This is a genomic window from Variovorax sp. P4_B11 (genome assembly GCF_056402355.1).
In genome coordinates this window covers 323,582-344,388 of the sequence record NZ_JBFUHO010000001.1, presented here as the reverse complement: position 1 = coordinate 344,388, position 20,807 = coordinate 323,582, and the positions used below count along the sequence as shown (strand labels likewise).

21 protein-coding genes, 1 tRNA gene and 1 pseudogene are annotated in these 20,807 nt (G+C 61.2%); 11 read left to right on the top strand and 12 right to left on the bottom strand.

Annotated elements, in window-relative coordinates:
* Positions 1 to 291 precede the first annotated feature (291 nt).
* Positions 292 to 1,251 carry a GDP-L-fucose synthase family protein gene (locus AC1DYD_RS01790; protein WP_478171019.1) on the bottom strand — a complete coding sequence of 320 codons (960 nt, stop codon included), beginning with the start codon at positions 1,249 to 1,251 and terminating at the stop codon, positions 292 to 294.
* A gap of 543 nt (positions 1,252 to 1,794) precedes the next feature.
* Here AC1DYD_RS01790 and gmd point away from each other — a divergent pair.
* Positions 1,795 to 2,832, top strand: a complete 1,038-nt coding sequence (gene gmd, locus AC1DYD_RS01785; protein WP_478171018.1) for a GDP-mannose 4,6-dehydratase — start codon at positions 1,795 to 1,797, stop codon at positions 2,830 to 2,832.
* 189 nt (positions 2,833 to 3,021) lie between these two features.
* Here the strand turns inward: gmd and AC1DYD_RS01780 are convergent, their stop codons facing one another.
* A complete protein-coding gene (locus AC1DYD_RS01780) occupies positions 3,022 to 4,248 on the bottom strand; it encodes a glycosyltransferase family 4 protein (RefSeq protein ID WP_478171017.1) in 1,227 nt (408 codons plus the stop codon).
* The gene (locus tag AC1DYD_RS01775; protein ID WP_478171016.1) at positions 4,241 to 5,986 is read right to left on the bottom strand and encodes an FkbM family methyltransferase; all 1,746 of its coding nucleotides are present in this window, start codon (positions 5,984 to 5,986) and stop codon (positions 4,241 to 4,243) included. Before AC1DYD_RS01775 ends, AC1DYD_RS01780 begins: the two co-directional genes overlap by 8 nt.
* Before the next feature lie 336 nt (positions 5,987 to 6,322).
* Here AC1DYD_RS01775 and AC1DYD_RS01770 point away from each other — a divergent pair, with 336 nt between their 5' ends.
* Complete coding sequence (locus AC1DYD_RS01770; RefSeq protein ID WP_478171015.1) at positions 6,323 to 7,936, top strand: glycosyltransferase; 1,614 nt, start codon at positions 6,323 to 6,325, stop codon at positions 7,934 to 7,936.
* A gap of 11 nt (positions 7,937 to 7,947) precedes the next feature.
* Entirely contained in the window at positions 7,948 to 9,099 is a 1,152-nt protein-coding gene (locus tag AC1DYD_RS01765; protein WP_478171014.1) for a glycosyltransferase family 4 protein, read from the top strand.
* A 175-nt stretch (positions 9,100 to 9,274) separates the two neighbouring features.
* Here the strand turns inward: AC1DYD_RS01765 and AC1DYD_RS01760 are convergent, their stop codons facing one another.
* The gene (locus AC1DYD_RS01760; RefSeq protein WP_478171013.1) at positions 9,275 to 10,204 is read right to left on the bottom strand and encodes an FkbM family methyltransferase; all 930 of its coding nucleotides are present in this window, start codon (positions 10,202 to 10,204) and stop codon (positions 9,275 to 9,277) included.
* Positions 10,205 to 10,457: 253 nt separating this feature from the next.
* On the opposite strand from AC1DYD_RS01760, the gene AC1DYD_RS01755 reads away from it, so the two are divergent.
* Together AC1DYD_RS01755 and AC1DYD_RS01750 are read left to right on the top strand one after the other, a co-directional pair.
* Positions 10,458 to 11,462, top strand: coding sequence for a methyltransferase domain-containing protein (locus AC1DYD_RS01755; RefSeq protein WP_478171012.1), 1,005 nt, complete (start codon positions 10,458 to 10,460; stop codon positions 11,460 to 11,462).
* A gap of 47 nt (positions 11,463 to 11,509) precedes the next feature.
* Positions 11,510 to 11,632, top strand: a pseudogene (locus AC1DYD_RS01750) (IS3 family transposase); the annotation flags it as partial.
* Positions 11,633 to 11,872: 240 nt separating this feature from the next.
* Here AC1DYD_RS01750 and AC1DYD_RS01745 read toward each other — a convergent pair.
* The gene (locus AC1DYD_RS01745) at positions 11,873 to 13,447 is read right to left on the bottom strand and encodes a hypothetical protein (RefSeq protein ID WP_478171011.1); all 1,575 of its coding nucleotides are present in this window, start codon (positions 13,445 to 13,447) and stop codon (positions 11,873 to 11,875) included.
* Between AC1DYD_RS01745 and AC1DYD_RS01740 the strand changes: the two genes are divergently transcribed.
* The 3 genes from AC1DYD_RS01740 (at position 13,421) to AC1DYD_RS01730 (ending at position 14,409) form a co-directional block, all read left to right on the top strand.
* A complete protein-coding gene (locus tag AC1DYD_RS01740) occupies positions 13,421 to 13,750 on the top strand; it encodes a hypothetical protein (protein WP_478171010.1) in 330 nt (109 codons plus the stop codon). The genes AC1DYD_RS01745 and AC1DYD_RS01740 overlap by 27 nt on opposite strands.
* A gap of 110 nt (positions 13,751 to 13,860) precedes the next feature.
* Entirely contained in the window at positions 13,861 to 14,169 is a 309-nt protein-coding gene (locus AC1DYD_RS01735) for a hypothetical protein (RefSeq protein ID WP_478171009.1), read from the top strand.
* Positions 14,170 to 14,280: 111 nt separating this feature from the next.
* Entirely contained in the window at positions 14,281 to 14,409 is a 129-nt protein-coding gene (locus AC1DYD_RS01730) for a hypothetical protein (RefSeq protein WP_478171008.1), read from the top strand.
* Positions 14,410 to 14,461: 52 nt separating this feature from the next.
* Here the strand turns inward: AC1DYD_RS01730 and AC1DYD_RS01725 are convergent, their stop codons facing one another.
* Together AC1DYD_RS01725 and AC1DYD_RS01720 are read right to left on the bottom strand one after the other, a co-directional pair.
* Positions 14,462 to 16,339, bottom strand: coding sequence for a hypothetical protein (locus AC1DYD_RS01725; protein ID WP_478171007.1), 1,878 nt, complete (start codon positions 16,337 to 16,339; stop codon positions 14,462 to 14,464).
* Positions 16,339 to 16,470 (bottom strand): hypothetical protein, encoded by a 132-nt coding sequence (locus AC1DYD_RS01720; protein ID WP_478171006.1) that lies wholly within the window; start codon positions 16,468 to 16,470, stop codon positions 16,339 to 16,341. Before AC1DYD_RS01720 ends, AC1DYD_RS01725 begins: the two co-directional genes overlap by 1 nt.
* 60 nt (positions 16,471 to 16,530) lie before the next feature.
* On the opposite strand from AC1DYD_RS01720, the gene AC1DYD_RS01715 reads away from it, so the two are divergent.
* A complete protein-coding gene (locus AC1DYD_RS01715; protein WP_478171005.1) occupies positions 16,531 to 16,827 on the top strand; it encodes a hypothetical protein in 297 nt (98 codons plus the stop codon).
* Between the two features lie 95 nt (positions 16,828 to 16,922).
* On the opposite strand, the gene AC1DYD_RS01710 is transcribed toward AC1DYD_RS01715, so the two are convergent.
* Both AC1DYD_RS01710 and AC1DYD_RS01705 read right to left on the bottom strand, forming a co-directional pair.
* Entirely contained in the window at positions 16,923 to 18,059 is a 1,137-nt protein-coding gene (locus AC1DYD_RS01710) for an acyltransferase family protein (RefSeq protein WP_478171004.1), read from the bottom strand.
* 64 nt (positions 18,060 to 18,123) lie between these two features.
* A complete protein-coding gene (locus AC1DYD_RS01705) occupies positions 18,124 to 18,255 on the bottom strand; it encodes a hypothetical protein (RefSeq protein WP_478171003.1) in 132 nt (43 codons plus the stop codon).
* A gap of 144 nt (positions 18,256 to 18,399) precedes the next feature.
* Between AC1DYD_RS01705 and AC1DYD_RS01700 the strand changes: the two genes are divergently transcribed.
* Both AC1DYD_RS01700 and AC1DYD_RS01695 read left to right on the top strand, forming a co-directional pair.
* The gene (locus AC1DYD_RS01700) at positions 18,400 to 18,639 is read left to right on the top strand and encodes a hypothetical protein (RefSeq protein ID WP_478171002.1); all 240 of its coding nucleotides are present in this window, start codon (positions 18,400 to 18,402) and stop codon (positions 18,637 to 18,639) included.
* 117 nt (positions 18,640 to 18,756) lie between these two features.
* Positions 18,757 to 18,895: transfer RNA gene (locus AC1DYD_RS01695), tRNA-Gly, on the top strand.
* Here AC1DYD_RS01695 and AC1DYD_RS01690 read toward each other — a convergent pair.
* Genes AC1DYD_RS01690 through rfbF form a run of 3 tightly spaced genes read right to left on the bottom strand, consistent with a single transcriptional unit; the run spans position 18,894 to position 20,795 of the window.
* Complete coding sequence (locus AC1DYD_RS01690; protein ID WP_478171001.1) at positions 18,894 to 19,283, bottom strand: GtrA family protein; 390 nt, start codon at positions 19,281 to 19,283, stop codon at positions 18,894 to 18,896. The two genes, AC1DYD_RS01695 and AC1DYD_RS01690, sit on opposite strands and share 2 nt — an antisense overlap.
* Positions 19,280 to 20,071, bottom strand: a complete 792-nt coding sequence (locus AC1DYD_RS01685; RefSeq protein ID WP_478171000.1) for a class I SAM-dependent methyltransferase — start codon at positions 20,069 to 20,071, stop codon at positions 19,280 to 19,282. The genes AC1DYD_RS01690 and AC1DYD_RS01685 overlap by 4 nt, the downstream gene beginning before the upstream one ends.
* Entirely contained in the window at positions 20,022 to 20,795 is a 774-nt protein-coding gene (rfbF, locus tag AC1DYD_RS01680) for a glucose-1-phosphate cytidylyltransferase (protein ID WP_478170999.1), read from the bottom strand. Before rfbF ends, AC1DYD_RS01685 begins: the two co-directional genes overlap by 50 nt.
* Between the last annotated feature and the right edge of the window lie 12 nt (positions 20,796 to 20,807).

Sequence of the window (20,807 nt, the reverse complement as noted above, 5' to 3'; positions counted from 1 at the left end):
AGTTGTCAAGAATGTCTGATGAATACGATTAGATGACGCGAAACGGTGCGGAAAGCCTCGACGCCAGTGGTGAAAAACTCAAGATGGAAGTTCTCCGCCCTATTTTTCCGGCGGCTCCGACAACGCCGCAGCCTAGGTTAAATTGTGTCGACTGGAGGCAGCGAAGATCGCGCAGAAACTCGAAACGCTCGCGCATTCGCCCAGCCAAGGGGTGGCCGCCCACTGCCTTCGCCACACGCCTCACGCCTCACGCCTCACGCCTCACATTGCCCTTCAACAGACGCCCCAAGATCAGCCATGGTGATGCAGAAAATCTAGATAGGCATTCTTCAGGCCGACCTCGAGCGGCGTGCTGGCCTTCCAACCGAGCGCACCCAGACGGCCAACATCCAACAGCTTGCGCGGCGTGCCGTCCGGCTTGCTGGGATCCAGCTTGAGCTCACCCGTGTAGGCCACGGTCTCTTTCACGAGCTCCGCGACCTCGCCGATGGTCGCGTCTTCGCCCACGCCGATATTGATCAAAGGCCGGACATCAGGACGCGTAAGCGCGGCAAAGCGGTCCTCGGGAAGGCTGAGCAGAAATAGGATGGCATCGCCCAGATCCGAGGAGTACATGAATTCCCGCCTCGGCTTGCCCGATCCCCAGACCACCACTTCGGGCGCGCCCTTGATCTTGGCCTCGTGGAAGCGCCGGATCAGCGCCGGCAATACGTGCGAATGCTCCGGGTGATAGTTGTCGCCAGGCCCGTACATGTTCGTCGGCATTGCGGCGAGGTACCGCGTGCCGTACTGGCGATTGAAGGCCCAGCACGATTCAACGCCCGCGATCTTGGCCAGTGCATAGGGACGGTTGGTGCCCTCCAGCGGTCCGGTCAGCAGATAGTCTTCGTTGATGGGTTGCGGGCAGTCGCGCGGATAGATGCACGAGGAGCCGAGAAAGATCATTCGATCAACGCCAGCCTCGTGCGCCGCGTCGAACACGTTGATCTGGATGCGCAGATTGTTGTGCAGGAAATCGACAGGAAAGTTCGAATTCGCAAGGATGCCGCCGACCTTTGCGGCGCTCATGACCACGTAGTCCGGTCGTTGCTCTTGGAAGAACTCCCGTGTGGCCTGACGATCCTCGAGATCGAGTTCGGCATGCGTGCGCGTGAGCACTTCGTACTCGGGTCGTGTGCTTAGGGCTTCCAAGGTGGCCGTGCCGACCAAGCCCCGGTGACCGGCTACATATACCCTCTTTTTTTCCATCATCTACCTCGTAAAGTTCGCTGCAAGCACAAGAGTGGAGCGTAGCGCATCGCCAGGACTATCGACCGGGCAGTTGCCGAGCCCGGCAAGCCATTGAGGGCCCGTGACCAGCGGTGCACTGAGAACGCATGACACCGCGAGAACGCGCGCATGGTCCCTAGGGACGCCAAGAACGACTGCCATATGACTACCGGCTGCGGCGACGCGCCGTCAGGCCGCGCGATCGCGCCCATGGCCAGGTGCCTTCCCGGATGACCACAAGTGAAATGAAAGTATATGTAAGGATCAGCGGGCGACCACCTCCGCACTCGCCCGTGGCCACCGCCCTGTCGGGTGTCTTCGTCATGCGGACTCGATACCATCGTCGACAGGCAGCGCCCGCGCATGACCGTCTTGGCACGGAATCTTTAGGGAGGGGCGCTCCAGCCCTGGCCGGCCAGCAACGCGAACACCACGCATCCTGGAAAGTCGACCCCGGTCTTAGGGCAAAATTCGCTGATTAAGCGCCGCCGAGAGGCGAGCCCGTCTCATTTTTGGAAGGTCCTCATGAAGAAGCGTGCAGTAGTCACAGGTATCACTGGTCAGGATGGCGCATATCTCGCCGAACTCTTGCTGAGCAAGGGCTACGTTGTCTTCGGCACCTATCGTCGTACCAGCTCCGTCAACTTTTGGCGCATCGAGGAACTTGGTATTCAGGAACATCCGGATCTGCACCTCGTCGAGTACGACCTCACCGACCTTGGCAGTTCCCTGACACTCATCAAGGACGCGGCGCCTGACGAGGTCTACAACCTGGCCGCACAGAGCTTCGTGGGCGTGAGCTTCAATCAGCCCGATGCCACGGCCCAGATCACGGGCATGGGTGCATTGCATCTCCTGGAAGCGATTCGCCTGACCAACCCCAAGATCCGTTTCTACCAGGCATCCACCTCGGAGATGTTCGGCAAGGTGCAGGCCATTCCGCAGGTCGAAGACACGCCCTTCTATCCCCGCAGCCCGTACGGCGTGGCCAAGCTGTTCGCCCACTGGATGACGATCAACTACCGCGAGAGCTACGGCATCTTTGGCTGCAGCGGCATTCTGTTCAACCATGAGAGCCCGCTGCGCGGCCGCGAGTTCGTCACGCGCAAGATCACCGATAGCGTCGCCAAGATCAAGCTGGGCAAGGCCGACGTGCTCGAGCTCGGCAATCTTGGCGCCAAGCGCGACTGGGGCTATGCCAAGGAGTACGTCGAGGGCATGTGGATGATGCTGCAGGCCAAGGAGCCGGACAGCTTCGTGCTGGCGACCAACCGGACCGAGACGGTGCGCGAGTTCGTGGACATGGCGTTCAAGGCGGCCGGCTACGAGTTGCGCTTCGAAGGCGAGGAGCAGAACGAGATCGGCATCGAAGTGAAGAGCGGCAAGACGCTGGTGCGCGTCAATCCGAAATACTATCGGCCGGCCGAGGTGGACCTGCTGATCGGCAACCCGGCCCGCGCCAAGGAAAGGCTCGGCTGGGAACCCAAGACCACGCTCGAGCAGCTGTGCGGCATGATGGTCGAGGCGGACCTGCGCCGGAACGCGGAGGGCCACTCCTTTTAGCGGTCCTTCTCGCGGCACAAGCTGCTTGAGCTTGCGGCTCGCCCCGTCGAGTTCGCGCAGCCGTCGCAGCTCGGCGGCCCCACCCCCGAGAACATGCTTTCACAACATGCTCCTGCCCCTCATCGGACCTTGATCATGTCGGCTGTAACCGATCGCTCCCGCTTGCTGAGGCAGGGACCGCGCTTCGCCTTATGAGGGGCACCGCGTCCGGTCGATGCCATCCTCGCGGACGGCGCGCGCCAGCCGCTCTCCGGGCGCCAATTCACGGCGCCGGCTATTGCCCGGCCGCTGCACATGGCGGGCATGCGCGGTGATCAGGGTCTCCGCGACGATGTCTGCACAGCGCTCCCAGCTGAAAAGACCGGCCCGGTCCAGCCCGGCCGCGGCCAACTCCTGTCGCAACGCAGGAGATGCCGCAATCTGATGCATGGCATTGGCGACACCCTGCACGTCGCCGGCATCGAACAATAGCCCCGCCTGTCCCACCACCTCAGGCAGCGAAGAGTTGTTGGCGCAAATGACGGGGGTGCCGCAAGCCATCGCTTCCAAAGGCGGGAGGCCGAATCCCTCGTAACGCGACAGATACACGAAGCACAGCGCATCACTGTAGAGCGCGGAGAGATCGGCATCTTCGACGAAGCCGGTCAGCACGATGCGGTGGCGCCAGCGCTTGGCAACTGCAAACGCCCCGTGCAATTGTTCGAGCTTCCAGCCGGACATGCCCGACAGCACGAGATGCAGGTCGCTCTCCGGGTTCTGCTCCAGATGCGAAACCAGAGCATGGACGACCTGGTCCAGGTTCTTGCGGATCTCCAGTGTCGCCACGCTCAGTACGTAGGGCACGCCCAGGGGTATACCGTACTTGGCGCGCACGGCCGCGCGCGCCCCGGGATCGTCGCAGGGGCGGAAGCGCGAACCGGCAGCCAGCGGAATCACCGTCACCTGCCGCGGACTGAGGTCCGGCCGATAGGCCAGCAGATCCTTCTTGGTGAACTCCGAGATCGCGAACACCACGGTGTGCTCGTCCAGGCTATCCATGATGCGCCGCACCTCGGCTGCGCCCTCCGTCGAGAAATACTCGGGGTGCTTGATGCCGATTAGGTCGTAGACGACATGGGCATGAAGCACATGATCGTCCAGCAACCACTCGGAGGGCGCCACGCCGAAAGGCGACAGCAGGATGTCGGCATCGTCCGATGGGCGCTGCGCAGGTGCAGAATGCGCCGGGGCATTCAGCCGCTTTCTCAAGCCGGGGGCCTTCGCCGAGTCGTGCGGGCGAAAGTACAGGCGGCTGTCGAGGCGATCGCAGCGCGCCAGCAACGGAAACAGTTCGTCGCAGACCCGGTACACGCCGGTCTTGATGCCTTGCGCCAGGACGTACGTGTCCAGAGCGAGGCGTGGATGTCGATCACGCACGGTCCGCCCCCCCCTGACCCGGTGTCTCCGACACCTGAATGAAGAGCCAGAGCACCTCTTCCGGCGACAACCGGCCTTCGGAGCAGCCGAACTGCACGAACCAACGGTACAGCCCCTCTTGACCATCCGGGCTGAGCCCGTGCGGATGAAGCGTGCGCACGTCCGGGCGACCGAGATAGAACTGACGCGCCCGGCCACCGAAGTCTTCTTGCAGCACGGCCACGACCAGCGAACGCGCAGACTCCGAGAGGCCAAAGCGTTCACCTCCTTCTTCCCGCACCCAGGCGATGAATCCATCCGCTTCCGGCTGCGAGAGCGCGCGCGGAAAACGCGCTCGGACTTCAGGTTGCGAACGTAGCACGCACATGCACCAGCGCGCTGCAACCGTTCGGTCGGTGACGTCGCCCGGTAGCGCTTCGATCGGCGGCACGGGCTGCCGGCCAGGCGTTTGGTCCGGGTACAGATTCAACGTTGGGGGCTCATCCACGACCGCTCCCGCCTGCGTCACCGTCTGTTGGCGCTCGCGAATGAAGCGTAGCCGTGCCGGAATGCGCCAAGGCGTTGCGGCCCACCAGGACGCCTTGACCCATCTGCGAACTTGACGATGGGCCAGCAACGCCCGCCCCGGCCCCGTGATCCTCCACCACCGGGATTGGACAATGGTGTCGCGCTGCTGTTCGGCGACGTTGGCGCGGTGCTCGACCTGCGCCAACAACTGATCGCGCTGGTCAATCTCGTGCCGCAGCGCCGTCCCCTCGGCGTCCAATCGATCCTGGAGCGCCATTTCCCTTTCGCGTGCCTGAACCAGGCCCGCTTCCGCGCATTCGATTCGCCGGTGGGATTCCTGCAAGCTTCGTTCGAGCGCACCAACCTGCTGCAGCAAACCCGAAGCGCGTTCGTTCTCGAGCTGCAAGCTTCGTTCGAGCGCACCAACCTGCTGCTGCAGGTCGGAAGCGCGCTCATGGATGATGCCCAGCTCCAGCACCCGTTGCGAATGCTCCCGTTGCATGCGCTCCAAGGGCGCCGTGATGAAGCCGTCAAATACGTTGGGCGGGTATTTGAAGACGGCGGCGAGTTCGACGCGCTCCTCGGCAACGTAGAAGCGATTGAGGCCGTCGGCGTAGACATACTTGTAGCCGGCGTTCGCCAGAATCGGCTCCCATGCTTCGTGGTTTTCGATCTGCGAGTTCGGGAGCGTGGCCTCCACCAGGACGATCCAGGGACGATGGCGTTGCCAATCGTTGCCCGCGAGAACAGCTCGCTCGAAGCCTTCAACGTCGACCTTGAGGAAGTGCACTGGCTGCCCATCCGGCACATGCCTCTGCCACACCTGTGCCAACGTCAGCATTTCCACTTCATGCTTTCGGATGGTGTAGCCGGCGGCGGCGTGCCGGCCAGCGATCTCCGCGTCCGCGGTCGACAAGCCTGATTCATCGACGAGGTTCATCGTCAGAATGCCTGACCGCTCCCCGAGTGCGACATCCAGATTGACGTCGTTCGGCCGCAACTGGACGAGTTGCTCAAAGTACACCGGATGAGGCTCGATGTTGATCCCGCGCCAACCCAGCAGGCTGAACGCCTTGGTGACCGAATCCGATTCGGCAGACTGCGCACCCACGTCGATGTAGAAGCCCCGCTCCACGTCTCGCAGGGCACGCCACAGCATGACGTCCTCGTAGTTCTGGGCGTACGAAACGAATTGCGGAGCGATGAGGGATGACGGTACTTGGGCGAGCATAGAGATTTGCAGCGTCGGTCTAACGAACGTTTGAGGGTGGCGCCAAGACCGCTTCCGTTATCATAGTCCGGCGTATCGAACGCTCCCGCCGGGCGCGCTCAGCGGTCTGTAAGCTCCCCGCACCGGATGGGCGCGGAACTAGGCTGCTGCACTGCTTCCCTCGACCGTCGCGGACCGCCACCGCGGTCGGCGAACCGCCCCATCTGCGAGCGACCATGTTGCGCAGGGAATACGGGGGAGTGATTGTTTTCGAATCTCGCACGGCTGGTTCGGGCCTCCCATTCGGTTGTAGCTCACGCGCCATCGTGCGTCCCCAAGTTTAGACAAGGTGCTAAGTTGATTGAACAGATACGCAGGTCGGCGCTGGTCCGGCACATGCCTGAATGGCTGCTGCGGCTGCTAGGCCGCTGCTATCACGCCGCCTTCCTGCCGCCGAACGGGACACCCCCATCCGCGCCGACGCCCAGCCCCGCCCATGTCGAGAACGTGGGCGAGGTCAATGCTGCGGTGACGTCCAGCCCCGCTCGGGTCGAGAACGTGGGCGAGATCGACGCGGTGGTGATGCGTATCTACCATCTGGCCCTTGAACGCACGCCCAGCGCCGAAGAACGGCAGCTGTGGATCAACGAGGTCCTCAGCCATAGGATGAGCGTTGCCGGAGTGGTCGAGGCCATCGCGGGCTCACCGGAGGCTGACCTCGTGCGCCAGCGCGCGAACGTCGTGCCCGAGGTGGCCAACGGCCGATTCATCCAGTTCGCCTACGAGTACCTGCTGGAGCGCAGCCCGATGTTGTCCGAGGTCGTCCAATGGGACCACCGGTTTGGCCGACAGAACTTCGGGCGCAGCCAATTGGTGCTGCAGCTCTTCGCCCACCGCGCCACCGAAGCGCTGACAGATCGGGCGCAAAAGCCCGTACACGATCCAAATCATGCGCCCTGGATGGGCACCGACCGGTTCATTGACATCATGGAATGGCAAGCGAAGGCCGACCGGATCGGGACCAACTACCAGCCCGTCGAGCCCAAACGCTACGCGAGCCTGAGCATTCCGCGCAGGCCGGAAATCCTCGTTTCCGCCATCGCAAGTCTCTACCGCGGGGGCGACTACATCGAACAGTTTCTCGAGAACATCACCTCGCAGACGATCTTCGCAACCCACTGCGAACTCATCATCATCGACGCGGACTCACCGGAGAACGAGGCCGCCGCGATCGCCCGCTACATGGAGCGGTTCCCAAATATCGTCTACCACCGCGCTCCCACGCGAATCGGGATCTACGAAGCGTGGAATCTCGGCGTGCAGATGTCCCGGGGTCGATACCTCACCAATACCAATCTGGACGATCTGAGAAGATCGGATTCGTTCGAGCGGCAGGTAGAGATCCTCGAGAAGTTTCCTTTCGTGGATGTCGTGTACCAGGACTTCTACTACTCGTTCGACGGCAAGGCACCGTTCGCAAAGAGCGCGGCCGTCGGATTCAAGAGCCAGCTACCGGTCGTCACGCCCTACAACCTCATGCAGTCGAATTCCCCGCACAACGCGCCGATGTGGCGACGCACGTTGCATGACGAAATCGGCATGTTCGATGCCAGCTTCCGGTCCGCGGGCGACTACGACTTCTGGCTGCGCTGCGTACAGGTCGGAAAGACCTTTTTCAAGGTGAACGACCCTCACGTCATCTATTTCGTCAATCCTGAAGGCCTGTCGACGCAACCCAACACGCGCGGTATCGACGAGGCGAATCGCAGCACCAGGCAGCACGGCCACAAGCTCCTGTCGCCCTGGCTGCTGTCGTCGGACGAAGAGTTCATGCACGAGCTGTCACGCCTAGCCGGCGTGCCCGTGGCACTCGGCGAAACCGAGCAGGCCGCGCCGGACTGGCGCTACACCGCGGCGCAACGGGCGCTGCGACTCCATTCCGCCGCTTCGCGCGGCCGCTCGCCCGCTTAAGGAAAATCTCGATGGCTCTGGTAATTGACGGCGTCTTCTTCCAACTCGCGCAGTCGGGAATCGCACGCATCTGGCGGGCAACGCTCCCGCTGCTCGCGAAGAAGCTCGACATGCCGATCGTCTTCCTGGACCGAGGCGGTGTCAGCGCGAAATTCGATGGCGTCGAAGTCGTTCCGTTTCCGGCCTACAAATCCAAGTACAACGCCGGAGACTCGCAACTGCTGGAGCAGATCTGCCGTCACTATGGCGCCAAGGTCTTCATCTCGACCTACTACAGCACGCCGATGGAGACCCCTTCGCTGCTGCTCGTCTACGACATGATCCCGGAACGCCTCAGGTTCGACCTGTCGGCCAGGGACTGGCGCGAGAAGGAACTCGCCATCATCCACGCGCGCCGGCACATCTGCATCTCGAACAATACGCGAAAGGATCTGCTGGAGTTCTACCCCGAACTCGACCCGGACACGACATCCGCCGCGTACTGCGGCATCGACTCCACGGTCTTCAAACCGCGCGATGATCGCGCCATTGCCGAGTTCCGCCGCCAATTGGGACTGGACCGCCCTTACTACATGTTTGTGGGTTCCCGCGTGCAGGCCAACAACTACAAGAACGCCAGCCTTTTCTTCGACGCCGTGAAGACGATGCGCGAGGTTGACTTCGACGTGCTCTGCGTAGGGGGCGAAAAGACCGTTCCCACTTCGACCGTCGACAGCACGGGGCACAGGATCATCCAGATCGACCTCGACGATGAAGGTCTTGCACTGGCCTACGGCGGATCGGCGGCGCTGGTCTACCCTTCGCTCTATGAAGGGTTCGGCCTGCCTGTGGCCGAAGCCATGAGCTGTGGCTGCCCGGTGATCTGCACTCCTCACGGCTCGCTGGCCGAGGTGACATCGGACGCCGCATTGCAGATTTCGGGAGCGTCGATTCCGGAGATGGTCGAGGCGCTGCGTCAGGTGCGCGACCCGTCGGTGCGCGAGCGCCTGATCGAGCGCGGTGCTCTACAGGCTGGCCGATTCCGGTGGGAGGCTTTCGCGGATGAAGTGGCCAAGGGCATTCGAGCCCTCGCCGCTGACGCCGATGCGGGAACGCATCGGCACTTCTATCGGCAGTGGGCCCAGCTCAGGCAACTGCAGGGCGAGGTCGACGTACTGATCTGAGTCCATCACAAAGGGCAGCAGCCCAGTCAGCGGCTTTGATCCGTGCGACGCGCGCCAGCAGACCTACGAGGAAATTCTCTTTCATGGGTGCGGTTATGGCCTTCAGCCTCTGAGTTGCGGCCGCTGAGTGCTGGAGAGCGTTCTACCTCGCAATGAGATCTTCGATGGCGGAAAGTCAATCACTCCCGCTTGGGATCGCTACCAAATTGATAAAGGCTTGAGTCGCGGGAGAAATCCTTCCAGCAATGTCCTGCCGAATGCGTTCCTCATCGACGGGGAACATCGTTGTTTTATCTTCGGTGAGTTCAAACACCTGGTAGCCCAACTCAGTGAGTTGGCTCCAAATCCAGAAGGGATCATCTCCCGAGTTGGACAGGCCAAATGGCCAGAACTCCATCACAAAGATTGGGCGCCACCCTTTCGCGAACAGATCTCTTGCACCGCGAAGTATCTTTGCTTCAGAGCCTTGTGCATCAGACTTCACCAAATCCGGTAGGCGCTCCTCACTCTCAAGAACCTTGTCAAGTGGGGAAGTGGGAACCTCGAGTATTTCGCGTGCTGTTCCATCACTAAATATGCGATGGTCTCCGAGATTATCTTCAGACAGGAAGAGTTGCAGAGCACCTTCCCTGTCGCTCACCGCCTCCTGCCGTGGGGTAGTCTGAGGGCCATCCTCAACTCGTGCAAGGTTCCTTGAAAGCATCGCGTAGTTCTTAGGATCTGGCTCAAATGAAATCAGACGCCCGGTTGGGCCGATGATCTTTGAGACCACCACGCTATACCACCCGATGTTTCCGCCAATATCAAGCACGAAGTCCCCTGCCCGGCAGAGGCGCTTGATCACCTCGGTTTCCAGTGGCTCCCACGTTCCATGCATCTCCAATTCCGTGGAGATGAAGGCGTCGCCTGCCCGATGGATTTCAAAAGCGGATGCCCTTAGGCCTGGTACGCTCGCCTCAATGAGAAATGGACGTTCGCTATTGGCGACAGCCTGAAGGCGAAGATTTCTTCCCTGCACCTCTAGCTTGCGGATTCGGTCGTCCAGATAGCGGATGTCAGCAGCATGTGCGTCGAGTTGCTGCTGAGCTTCGGTGGGGATCGCCAACGGTCTGGGCGCCGCTACATGTGGCGGCGTCTCCATCTTGCTGATTTAGGAAAGGGATTCAGACGCTGATAGGGCTGCACGATACAGGCGAGCAAGCTGACGAAATGGGGTGGCGTCTCTGAGCATGGTTGGCTTTGGGGGAGGATTGCGCGGAGTGTATCTGCCTGGAATGAAGGGGCATGAAGGGGCGCCAGGAGCTTGACGCAGCTTGAGTGCGATAAGCTGCGCGCTTTTCGAAAACTTGGAGCATCGCTTGAGCACACTTGCATCTGCTGTGAACAGGGTGTTGGCACCGCTGAACATCGCATTGACTCGACGGACCACACTGGAAAGCACACGCTCGCTGCTCTCCTCTGCGCAGTTGGACCTTGCTCGCTCATCGAAAGAAATAGAGAGCCTTCAGGCTGCCCTGGTCGCCGCAAAAAGCCAGTTCGACGAATCGGCGCTGGAATCTCGTCTAACACCCCTCCAGGCAAGCATTGATGACATGCGCCGAGAGCTTGTGAGGCACCAGATCGCAGAACGCTGGAACGTTGTCGATGCGATCGAGCGGGCCTCCGCGCGCGCGCCTGAGTTCCGGACATGTCCTCTGTGTGGCGCGATGGACAAGGCAGATGGGTTCAAGACCTATCAGACCAATTGCATATTTGGGGGCGGCCTGTTGACGCGGCATCAGTGCCCTACGTGCGATGTGATATTTGGAGCCGACAAGATGTTCGATCTGTCACCTGGAGAGTTGAGCCAGGACTATGAGTGGCACTACAAGGTCTACGAGGAGGTCGATTCAACGGGGGTTGAGATGCGCGCGTTCCACTCGCTGAATCCTCGCCGCGACGGGGTTTACGTCAACTATGGCGCCGGGTCATGGTCTCGCACTGTTCCTCTGCTGAGGGAGCAAGGGTGGAACGTCTTTGCCTATGAGCCGCATGGCTCGGGCCCCAGTGAGAATGGGTGGCTGATCAAGAGCGAGGCTGAGATGGCCGGGCGCGAATTCGACGGCATTTTTTCAAACAACGTCCTTGAGCATCTTCGTGAGCCAGTTGCCGACCTCAAGCGCATGAAGAGTTGGATGAGGCCAGGTGCAGTCATGGCTCACGCAACGCCGTGCTACGAGTACTTGTTTGAATACACAAGATTCCACCTGTTTTTCTTTCTTGGTCGATCACGCGAAGTGCTCGCCCAACGAACCGGTTCATTCATCCAAAGCTTTGAGGTCGACGGGTTCTTCATGAACTGCGTCTTCTCGCCAGCGAACTGAATCGCCCCGGATTTTGAGGAGGCTCAACACTCTGAGAGGATTGAGCCATGAAGAAGTCGAACAAGTTCTCACCCGAGGTCCGTGAGCGGGCGGTGAGGATGGTGCAGGAGCACCGTGGGGAGTACCCGTCGCTGTGGGCGGCAACCCGATGTCTCCCGAGCAAAGAGGGAGCGATCAGGCCGATGGGCAAGGCCGGCACGGCTGAATCCGTACGGTCAGGCGAACTCGTCGAACCCACGATATCGTTCCAACGGAAATTGTCTCATGCGCCGCGTGGACGGTCGCGAGCTCCGCGGCGCCCTTTCCCTGCCCGTGACGGCGGCCCCGCGTTCCTGCATGGGTTCTGGGCGAACCCGCCCCATGCGCCTCTGCAAACCCTATGGGCCCTGGTCGAGAGCTGGCCAAAGTAGCTATTTGCGCCTGAGAACAGTGACGTGGCCGAGGTAGGGGCCGCCGTTGACCCGAGCGATGGTCTCGAAGGCACCAGATGCGGCGACGGCAGCATTGATCTCCTTGCGAATCGAAGCGCTCGCCGGCCACGGTAGCGGCAACGTGCTGTCGTCCGAGAACAAGACGACGATGTCTGCGCGGTGCACGGCCGCCTGGTGGGCAGAAATGTCCGCGTTAAAGAAGAGGTTCTCCATCGCGGGAACGGGCAGCCTACGGCGGCGCAGCTCGAATTCGATGTTGTCTGGGTTCAAGTACTGCGCGATGACGGGGAAGTAGAGCCGACGCTGTCCAAGATCTGGGATCGACGAAATGGCATCTGCCGTCTGATCATAGATCTTGGTGAAGTGTTGAGCCTGTGTGGCTGGAACCGCACCACCGAACAGCCTTAGGGAGACCGGGCGCCATGTGGCAATCGAGAATGCGACGAGCGCGAGCGCACCCGTGAAAGCCCATTTGCGCGGAATTCGGCTCAGCAGGGTGACCGCAAGGATAGCGGTGATTCCGAGCAGGAGAGCAGCGACGATCAATCCGAGGAACGGGCTCTTCATGCTCGGCGCCGTCACGCCGGCATATGCGAACAAGACAACGATAAAAACTGCCAGCGCCACGCGGGTACGAACCCAGATCGGCAGCGCGGCTATCAGCAGTGCACCGCCTAGGGCGAGCCATGGCGTTCCGATCGCGACCTTCCCGCCTGGCCCTGTAAGGTAGTAGACGGCTGGATCAGGGGTGGCTGAGTTCTTCGCCCAGATGTTGGCATTCGACCCGAATGCATTGACAGTGATGTATTCGTAGAGGTGTCGGAACACTGCGGCGTAGTAGGGCAGCACGACCAGCGCGGCGATACCGCCATAGATAGCCGCCATGCGTGCGATTCGCTTGACGTCGTCTCGAGACTTCGATTGCAAGAAGAGCACCGCAATGACGGCTACCCCGAACACGGCAACTGTCACCGGTGCCAGCGTTGGTTTCGTCAGCAGGGCGCCGACGAACAGCGCTGTGGAGCTTGCCAGCGCTGTCCGGTCACCCGCGCGCCAGCGCGGATCAGCGACCACGATGAGTGCACCGGTGGCCGTGAGCAGCGCGCACAGCATGTCGGGCCGGAACTCAAGAATGAGCAGCCCAAGGAGCGGGAACCCAAGTAGCGCGGCAGCCACGGCAGCGGACGTCGCCAGCGGCAACGTGCGACCGGCAAAGCCAAGCACCAAGCGCAGGACGATCGCCAGCGGGATTGCATTCATCGCGTCAGCTGCCCACGCGTGCGGCCCGAGCAGGCCGAAACCAATCAACGCCAGGAGCGTTTGAAGCGGAGCGTGCGGTGGATTTGTCCAGAAGCCCTTCAGGAGCGCTCGGCCCCCATCACGATAAAGGACGTCCAGCCGCGCCAGCGCATCATTGAAGTAGCCGATGTCGTCGTACGTGGCCGGGAGCGACAACGACCCGCTGTGCAGCGACGACTGGATCTGGAACGCCGCAAAGAGAGCGGCGAGCGCAAAGGCAATGAGCCATTGCGCAGCACGGTTTTCCCCGCGCATCCGTCAGGCCGCCATGACGACGCACGGGCCGAAGTCGCAGGGCGTCAACGAATTGACAGCGACGTACCCCAGGAACCCAAGGAGCGCGACGGCTACAGTCAGGGCGGCGCTCATCTTCACTATTCTCATAGCGGCAGATTTTGGCAGAACCCGCGCGGCCGCTATGCGGCTTCGATGGCCTTCGACTCCAACGGCATCCTCGCCATGATCCCCGGCGAGTACATCGCCAAGGGTGGGAATTCGCTTCCACCTGACGCATCGCGCTATTTCCCGTTGCGCACGAACAGCCAGACCGAGCGCTGATTCTTGTCGGTGTAGAGCGGCCGGCCCTTGAAGTCGGGTCGCGAAATGAAGATGTGCTGCTACTTCGGCCGAGCCGGCCACTCGTCCGCGAATTGCCCGTGGAGGCACAAATGATCGTCATCGCCAAGGTCTTCGACCTGATCCCAGGCTGGCTCTATGCCGTCGGCCTGGCCATCCTGCTCTCGCTGCTCGGTGTTGACTCCATTCGCATCGCCGAGCTGAAAACGAAGGTCGCCGATGGACAGACCGCCATGGCCACTCTGAAGACCGAACTCGCTCAAGCCGCCGACGCCGCCGAGAAGGCCGCGCGCACCGAGGAAGGCCGCCACCAAGCCGACAAACAGGAAGCCATCGACCATGCTCACTCACACCGAAACCGCTACTGCCGAGGCTCATGCCCGTATTGCTGCTGCTGCTGACGGCCTGCGCAAGCAACTCGCCACCTACATCGGTGCCGTCCGTCGCGCCACCGCGGATCCCGCGGCGCTGCCGGACGAGGCCCGAGTCAGCAAGGTGCCGACCCCCTCGATTTGCTTGCCGAGTTGTACGGAGGGGCTGACGAGGCTGCGGGAGAAATCGCGGACTATGCTGGCCAACTCCGCATTGCCGGCGACACTTGCGAGCGCATTGCCGATCGGCTCCAGCCCCCCGACAAGTAGACCTCCCATCGAGAAGTGACCTGCGCCCCCGGCTTCGGCTGGGGGCCTTTTTCTATTTGGGCGCGATCCTCAGGTTCTTTACCGCCAGGCCCGTCACCCGTGTGTCTAGCGAGCCTGGATCGGCCTTCATGGGTGTAACCGCATCGATCGAATTGAACGTGATTTGCAGGGGCGCCCCATCAATCAAACTCGCCGGGATCTCTGCCGACCTGGACACGAACCCGTCTTTTCCCAGAGAGTAAGTCCACGTAGCGACCTTCTGGCTGTTCACCAGCACGTCGACGACTTGCTTCGGATGATGGCTCGTCAGAAGTGCAGCGCCCTCGACCGTCAGTATGAAAGGCCCCTTGCTGGCCGCCGGTAGGGTCATCGACAGGCCGGCACTCTCGCCGGCCCACGTAGTCAAGGCCTCGATGGGGGACCATCCGGTCGTCTTGTACGGGCTGCCGTCGGTGCCTTCGCCGCCGGTGCCGAACCGAATCAGATCTCCCGGGTTATAGATGCGAAGACAGTCCGACTCCACGACCACATAAGCTGCCGACTCCGCGTATCGGCGAGAGCAGTTTCTGTCGATGGCGGGAGAGCGGCGAACCATCGCGTATTGCGCGCCGTCGTCGGTGATGTTTTCACCAGCAAGCCATCCCGCCGCGACCTTGTCGCTAGGGTGTTCGAAGGAGGCAAGCGAAATCATCCAGTTGATCAGGACCGGCAGCGCGCTGTCCAGTGCGACCGTGTTGCCCGGCATGAATTCAGGCAAGCGCATGGCCGCAGCGTCGTCGGCGTAGTTGATGGCCCGGATCACGGGCGCCACCGGCGTGTTGAAACTGCTCAGTGCTGCCCATGAGGCCAGACCGCCGATTACCGGAACCGCCAGCCTCAAGGCGGGGTGCGTCATCCCCGAGCCTGGGAGCAAGTCGGCGACCAGGCGCACCGCGTTCATTGCGCCCAGCGTGACGGCGATGAACATATGCTTTTTCACTGCATAGAAAGAGCCGTCGCCGTGCAGCCTCAGAACCGCGAACTGCAGCAGCACCAGCAGGGTGGCGGCGACGGCTGCTGACCCCAGGACGGAATCAACGCGCTCGCCGCGGCCGCGCAGCCGGCGCCCGAGGCTGATAGCGCCTAAGGCGCCGCACGCGACCGCGACCCAGAGCACATCTGGATAGCCGAACTCCAAATATCCGTTGTTGTTCGCATTGCTGCGGATCCTCTCGAATACAGGGTGCAACAAGATCGCTGGCACGGCGACCGCAGCGGCGATGGCCAGGATCAACATGTCTTTGGTGGGCACCTTCTTCGTGGTCATCCAGCGCTGGAGAGCCAAGAAGGCTATGAGGGTCAAGCCGGCCCCGAATACGTGGACCGCAACCACCGGCTGAATCCACATTGTGAGCGTTCCGAGCACCAGGATCAGGGCAGCCTGCTTCCATGTCTCGACGACCTTCGCCATCCACAGCAGCGCGGCGAGGTAGACCACGTCGGCGACCAGTTGCGGGTAGAAGAAGTTGGTGAGGACCTCCCAGCCAATCAGCGAGCGCGAGGGAAGCGCGAGCGCGAAAACTGCCAGGAAAAGCGCCATCCTGATGGGAGAGGTGGTGCCCAGCAACTGACCGATCAGGAGATAGGCGGCGAATACGGAGGCGATGGACATGATGACCATGCCAACCAGCCCGGAGCCGCCGATCCAACCCAGAATCGCGGCCATCCAGTGCGCGGCTGGAGGGTAGGCGGCCATCATGCCCATGTTGGGAGGCGCCCCTGGTCGGACGCCGCCGTGCTTCATGATTTCGTCGATCAGGAGATAGTGCGCAGCCAGGTCGCCGGAGAGAGGAAAGAACCTCGCAAACCAGATCACCAGGAAGACAGCTATGCCGATCGCGAGCCACGCTGCGCCGCGCTGATACGCGCGGTCTTTGTTCACCGTCATCATCACAGCGTCATCGTGCCAGCTTCGCAGGGGCCGAAGTCGCAAGCCTTGAGGCTCTTGGAGGCCGCTGGAATCAGGAAGCTGATGACAGCAACGGCAGCGACCAGAACAGCGACGATGAGGGTCTTTTTCATGGGGATCTTCGAACTTTTAGTGGCCGCGATTTTGACAGACGCGCTGTATGCTGGCCCCCCATGAAGTTCCGAGAGCTCCCGGTCGGCGCAACCTTTCGCTTCTTCATGCGCGGCCACCTGCTGACGAAGACCTCCTCGACCACCTATGCGTCGGAAAGCGTGCGGAGTCAGGCGGCCAAGCCGGATGCAGAGGTGATTCCCGAAGACCTTGAACCGGGCCGGCCGGTGACCTTTGATCCCTACGGCGAGACCAACGAAGTCGATTTTCAGGGGCGAGCGGTGCGGCTCGATGGCGTGTTCAACGTGGCCCAGCTGGAGGCAGTGCTGGCCGATCTGAGGAAGAAGAAAGGGCCGTGAGCGGGCGCTATGCTGGCGCTCATGTCCTTCACCGACAACGGCATTCTGGCCTCGAGCCGAAGTAGCTATCCCGCTCCGACCAATGCGCCCCCGGCCTAGGCTGGGGGCGCATTTTGCGTTTGCATGATGGGCTCCGCCACTGGGGCGTGAATCGGTGAGGGTGCGGGCTCGGCCCCCTTGGCGTAGACACGCCGCAGCGCGAAGAAGGGCTTTTCCACGACGAAATAGGACAGGCTGCTGAGCCCGATGATGAGGGGGAGCGCCACCAGCGCGAGGTTCAAATACCACTCGCCGAAGACGTCCGCCGAGGTCGCCTTTTTCAACGCCATAAGGATGGGGAAGTGCCACACGTAGAGCGAAAAGCTGATCGATCCCAAATAGCACAGGACGCTGTCAACGCTACGGTTGAAATGCCATTTTTGGTTCAGGTAGGAGAGGGATAGCGCTGCCCAGAGCAGAGCTTCGATGGTCGGGGAAATGATCCAAGCGGCGCTAGTCGGGGAGTTCGCTCCATAGTAGCCACCTGTCCACCGATACCAGAGCATGGACCAGAGGTAGAGGGCTGCGGCGGAAGTTGCGAGCGCGAGCGGCGACGACAGAAAACCGCGCCGGCGCGCATACAAGACGGCTGCGAGCATGCCTACGCAAAATTGATCGATCCGTCCGAGGATCGTCCAGTAGGCCGCGTCTTTGATGGTGCCGTCGGTCAAAAACATCATCCCTCGAATGATGAGCGCGAGCACAACGAAGCCGGCGATGTACTTCGCGCCATATCTGCCAAGAAAGAGAACGAGAAAGGGGAAGACCAGGTAGAACTGGAACTCGACCGCGATGGTCCAAAGGTGAGTGAATGCGGGGAGGAGTGCGACGTTTGCGACCACTCCTACTGTCGACAGCATCGCGATGATGGACAGAAAGTCCATATGACGGCCACTCGAATAGGCGGCGACGCAGATCGCCAACACGTATAGCGGGTAGATGCGCAACAAGCGGTTGTAGAGGAAGTCCTTGTAGATGACAGCTTTGCCCAAGGAGATGCGGGTCAAAATGAATCCGCTGAGGACCATGAAGAGGCCTACGCCGGACTCGCCCTCACGGATCATCACCAGCAGCGGATTGATCGTGTCAGAGGTGACCGTTCCGCCGGCGAAATGGTAGGTGATAACCAGCAGCGCCGCCAGAAATCGAAGGTGGTCGAGCCTTGATATGTACGACGTATTCTTTGAAAGCACGGGGGGTGGCTACGCTTTGGGCGCCTGGTGGGGGATCAGCCCGCCAGCATAACCGGGCCAAGAATCACCGTCTGTCGAAGCGCGTCTCGGATTCCGGCGTGATATCGCCGTCGCCAATCTCGCGCACTTCCTTGCTACCCCGCACCATCACCAGGATCCGCAAGTCGCCCGCGGCGAAGGAGGGCGATGTCGCCATGCTGCTCTGGTACATCGACCAGTTGCAGGCCGAGCTCGGGCGCTACGACAACCTCGACCTGACGGCCGTCTTTACGAGACGATCCATCTCCTGGCACCGACGGGTGGTAACAATAGCCGCGTCCTGGAGGAAGGTCTCGCCGTCATGTTCTCCGAGGACTTCGTGGAGAGCACGTTTGGAATCTTGATACCTGGCACGGCGGCTAATTACGAGGAGGTGGCCAAAAAGGTGCGCTCGCTGTTGACAGCGGCGCCTCAAGCGATCAAGGCGCTGCGCGCGGTCGAGCCGTCGTTTGCCGCCATGACCAGCGAGACTTTCATGAAGGCAGGACTGAACCTGGACGCCAACTTCGTCGACCAGCTGCTCTCACCCTTCGCCGGCTGAGGCGACCCTTGGGCGAGCTTCCTTAGGAGCGTCCCGCGGCGGAAAAATCGGAACCGCTCACCTTTGGCCAACTCGCTGAATTTCATGTCTGCAGGGTGGAAATTGTTGGAATAAGCGCCAAGTGCTTAGAGGGAACGATAGCCAAAAAACCTGCCATCTTTGGAATATGAAAATTGGCTGAAACCCGCATGAATGCTCACTTCTTGCTCCGGCCTGCCACGCCGGGGGTCGCGGGTTCGAGTCCCGTCCACTTGTCAGGTCTTGGACGCAACTCGGGCGCCCCCAAACACGTAGTACTTGTTAAAAACGAAGGACAGCCCGAAGTACACGACGCCGGCGATGACCTGCGCCACACCCTCATGCCAGCCAAAGCGGCGGATCAGCAGCACGAGGACTCCAAGGTTGGCGAGGTAAGCCAGCAGGAAGATCGCCACGAACCGGATCATCTCCGCGCGACGTGCCCCTGAACTGCGAAACGTGAAGCTTCGATTCAGCGAGTACGAGACCACCAGTCCGACTGCATAGCCGAGGACGTTGCTGACCACGGCACCGAGCCCGAGCAAGTACATGCAACCGAAGATCACCGCGTAGCCCAGGGCCGTGTTCAACACCCCGACCATCGCGAACTTCAGCAACTGCCTCATCGGGCCTGGCCCGCGCTGACCCAGTACTGCCCTCCGAGCGGAAGCCACCCAAGGTGCTTTTCTAGAGGCATCAGCCAAGACAGCTTCGGGGGAACGAAAAGGCAATACGACTGCCGCATCAACTCGAGACCCGCGCCTCGAAACAGCGCGCGCAGCTCCGCCGGCTTGAGCAGCACCGCATCAGCGTCAAACGGGCACGTGCTCACGATCCGCCTTGTCACGGGATTGAAGGGGTTGTGCTCGAAGATGTCGATCGAGCCACCGGGCGCAAGCCGCCGCGCCAGTGTGCGCATGACCGTTGGTCGCTCGGGCGGCGGAATGTGGTGGAACACGCTCGCGACAAAGATCAAATCAAAAGCGCCTATGTCCAGCCCCTCACGCTCGACCTCGAATGGTGACTTCGGATGGGCCGCCCTTGCGATATCGAGACTCGCGGCTGAAACATCGGTGCCGACGATTTCGGCATCGGGAAACGCAGCCTGCAGATAAGCGATATTGCGGCCGGTTCCGCATCCGTATTCGAGGACTCGCCCGATCGGATGTCGGACTGCATCCTTGATCAGATCTACTTTGTAGCGTGCAAAGTACTCTGAATCTTCGGCGTAGAGCTTCGTGCTTTCATGCAGCAGCTCGTCATAATTCGTCGAGTAGTCGTCGAAGTCGATCTTTCCCGCCGCTGGATGGCTTTCGGCTACCTTCGATACGGTAGCAGTAGGGGGGGGCACACCTGCCCGGTGATTATTCCCAGACACGCCAGGGCGCCTTTCCATTGCTCCAATGTGCTTCAAGCTCTCGCTTGTCACGCAAGGTGTCGCATGGCTGCCAGAAGCCCGTGTGCTGGTAGGCGGCAAGCTGGCCATCACGCGCGAGATTCATGAGCGGGGCACGCTCCCAGGAGGTTGCATCGTCGGCAACGTAGCCAATCGCCGCAGGTTCGAGGATGAAGAACCCCCCGTTGATCCAGCCAATCTCGTCGCTGGGTTTTTCTTCGAAGCTGGACACGTGCTGATCCGCGTCGAGATTCAACACGCCAAAGCGGCCGGGTGGCTGCACCGCGAGCACGGTGGCGTGCTTGCCTTGGCGACGATGGAATTCAAGTTCCGCGCTGATGTCTACATTCGACAATCCGTCGCCGTAGGTCAGGCAGAAGGTCTCATTGTCGAGATACTTGGCGGCGCGCTTGAGACGACCACCGGTCATGGTCTCCGCGCCCGTATCCACGAGCGTGATGCGCCAGTCTTCCGCATGATTGTTGAGAATCTGGTGATCGCCCGTGCGGAGGTCGATGCGCATATCCGACATGTGCCGGTAGTAGTTGAAGAAAAACTCCTTGATCACATAGCCCTTGTAGCCGAGGCAGATCACGAAGTCGTTGATCCCGTGGTGGGCGTAGATCTTCATGATGTGCCACAGGAGCGGACGCCCGCCGATCTCCACCATGGGCTTCGGCTTGGTGTCGGACTCCTCGGCGATGCGCGTGCCGAGCCCGCCGGCAAGAATGACTGCTTTCATGTGCTTTTTTAT

What these genes read in the sequence shown, in the direction of transcription:
- AC1DYD_RS01790 (WP_478171019.1), bottom strand. Translation starts at nt 1,251, where the DNA reads ATGATGGAAAAAAAGAGGGTATATGTAGCCGGTCACCGGGGCTTGGTC.
- gmd (WP_478171018.1), top strand. Translation starts at nt 1,795, where the DNA reads ATGAAGAAGCGTGCAGTAGTCACAGGTATCACTGGTCAGGATGGCGCA.
- AC1DYD_RS01775 (WP_478171016.1), bottom strand. Translation starts at nt 5,986, where the DNA reads ATGCTCGCCCAAGTACCGTCATCCCTCATCGCTCCGCAATTCGTTTCG.
- AC1DYD_RS01765 (WP_478171014.1), top strand. Translation starts at nt 7,948, where the DNA reads ATGGCTCTGGTAATTGACGGCGTCTTCTTCCAACTCGCGCAGTCGGGA.
- AC1DYD_RS01745 (WP_478171011.1), bottom strand. Translation starts at nt 13,447, where the DNA reads ATGCGCGGGGAAAACCGTGCTGCGCAATGGCTCATTGCCTTTGCGCTC.
- AC1DYD_RS01735 (WP_478171009.1), top strand. Translation starts at nt 13,861, where the DNA reads ATGATCGTCATCGCCAAGGTCTTCGACCTGATCCCAGGCTGGCTCTAT.
- AC1DYD_RS01725 (WP_478171007.1), bottom strand. Translation starts at nt 16,339, where the DNA reads ATGATGACGGTGAACAAAGACCGCGCGTATCAGCGCGGCGCAGCGTGG.
- AC1DYD_RS01720 (WP_478171006.1), bottom strand. Translation starts at nt 16,470, where the DNA reads ATGAAAAAGACCCTCATCGTCGCTGTTCTGGTCGCTGCCGTTGCTGTC.
- AC1DYD_RS01715 (WP_478171005.1), top strand. Translation starts at nt 16,531, where the DNA reads ATGAAGTTCCGAGAGCTCCCGGTCGGCGCAACCTTTCGCTTCTTCATG.
- AC1DYD_RS01705 (WP_478171003.1), bottom strand. Translation starts at nt 18,255, where the DNA reads ATGGCGACATCGCCCTCCTTCGCCGCGGGCGACTTGCGGATCCTGGTG.
- AC1DYD_RS01700 (WP_478171002.1), top strand. Translation starts at nt 18,400, where the DNA reads ATGTTCTCCGAGGACTTCGTGGAGAGCACGTTTGGAATCTTGATACCT.
- AC1DYD_RS01690 (WP_478171001.1), bottom strand. Translation starts at nt 19,283, where the DNA reads ATGAGGCAGTTGCTGAAGTTCGCGATGGTCGGGGTGTTGAACACGGCC.
- rfbF (WP_478170999.1), bottom strand. Translation starts at nt 20,795, where the DNA reads ATGAAAGCAGTCATTCTTGCCGGCGGGCTCGGCACGCGCATCGCCGAG.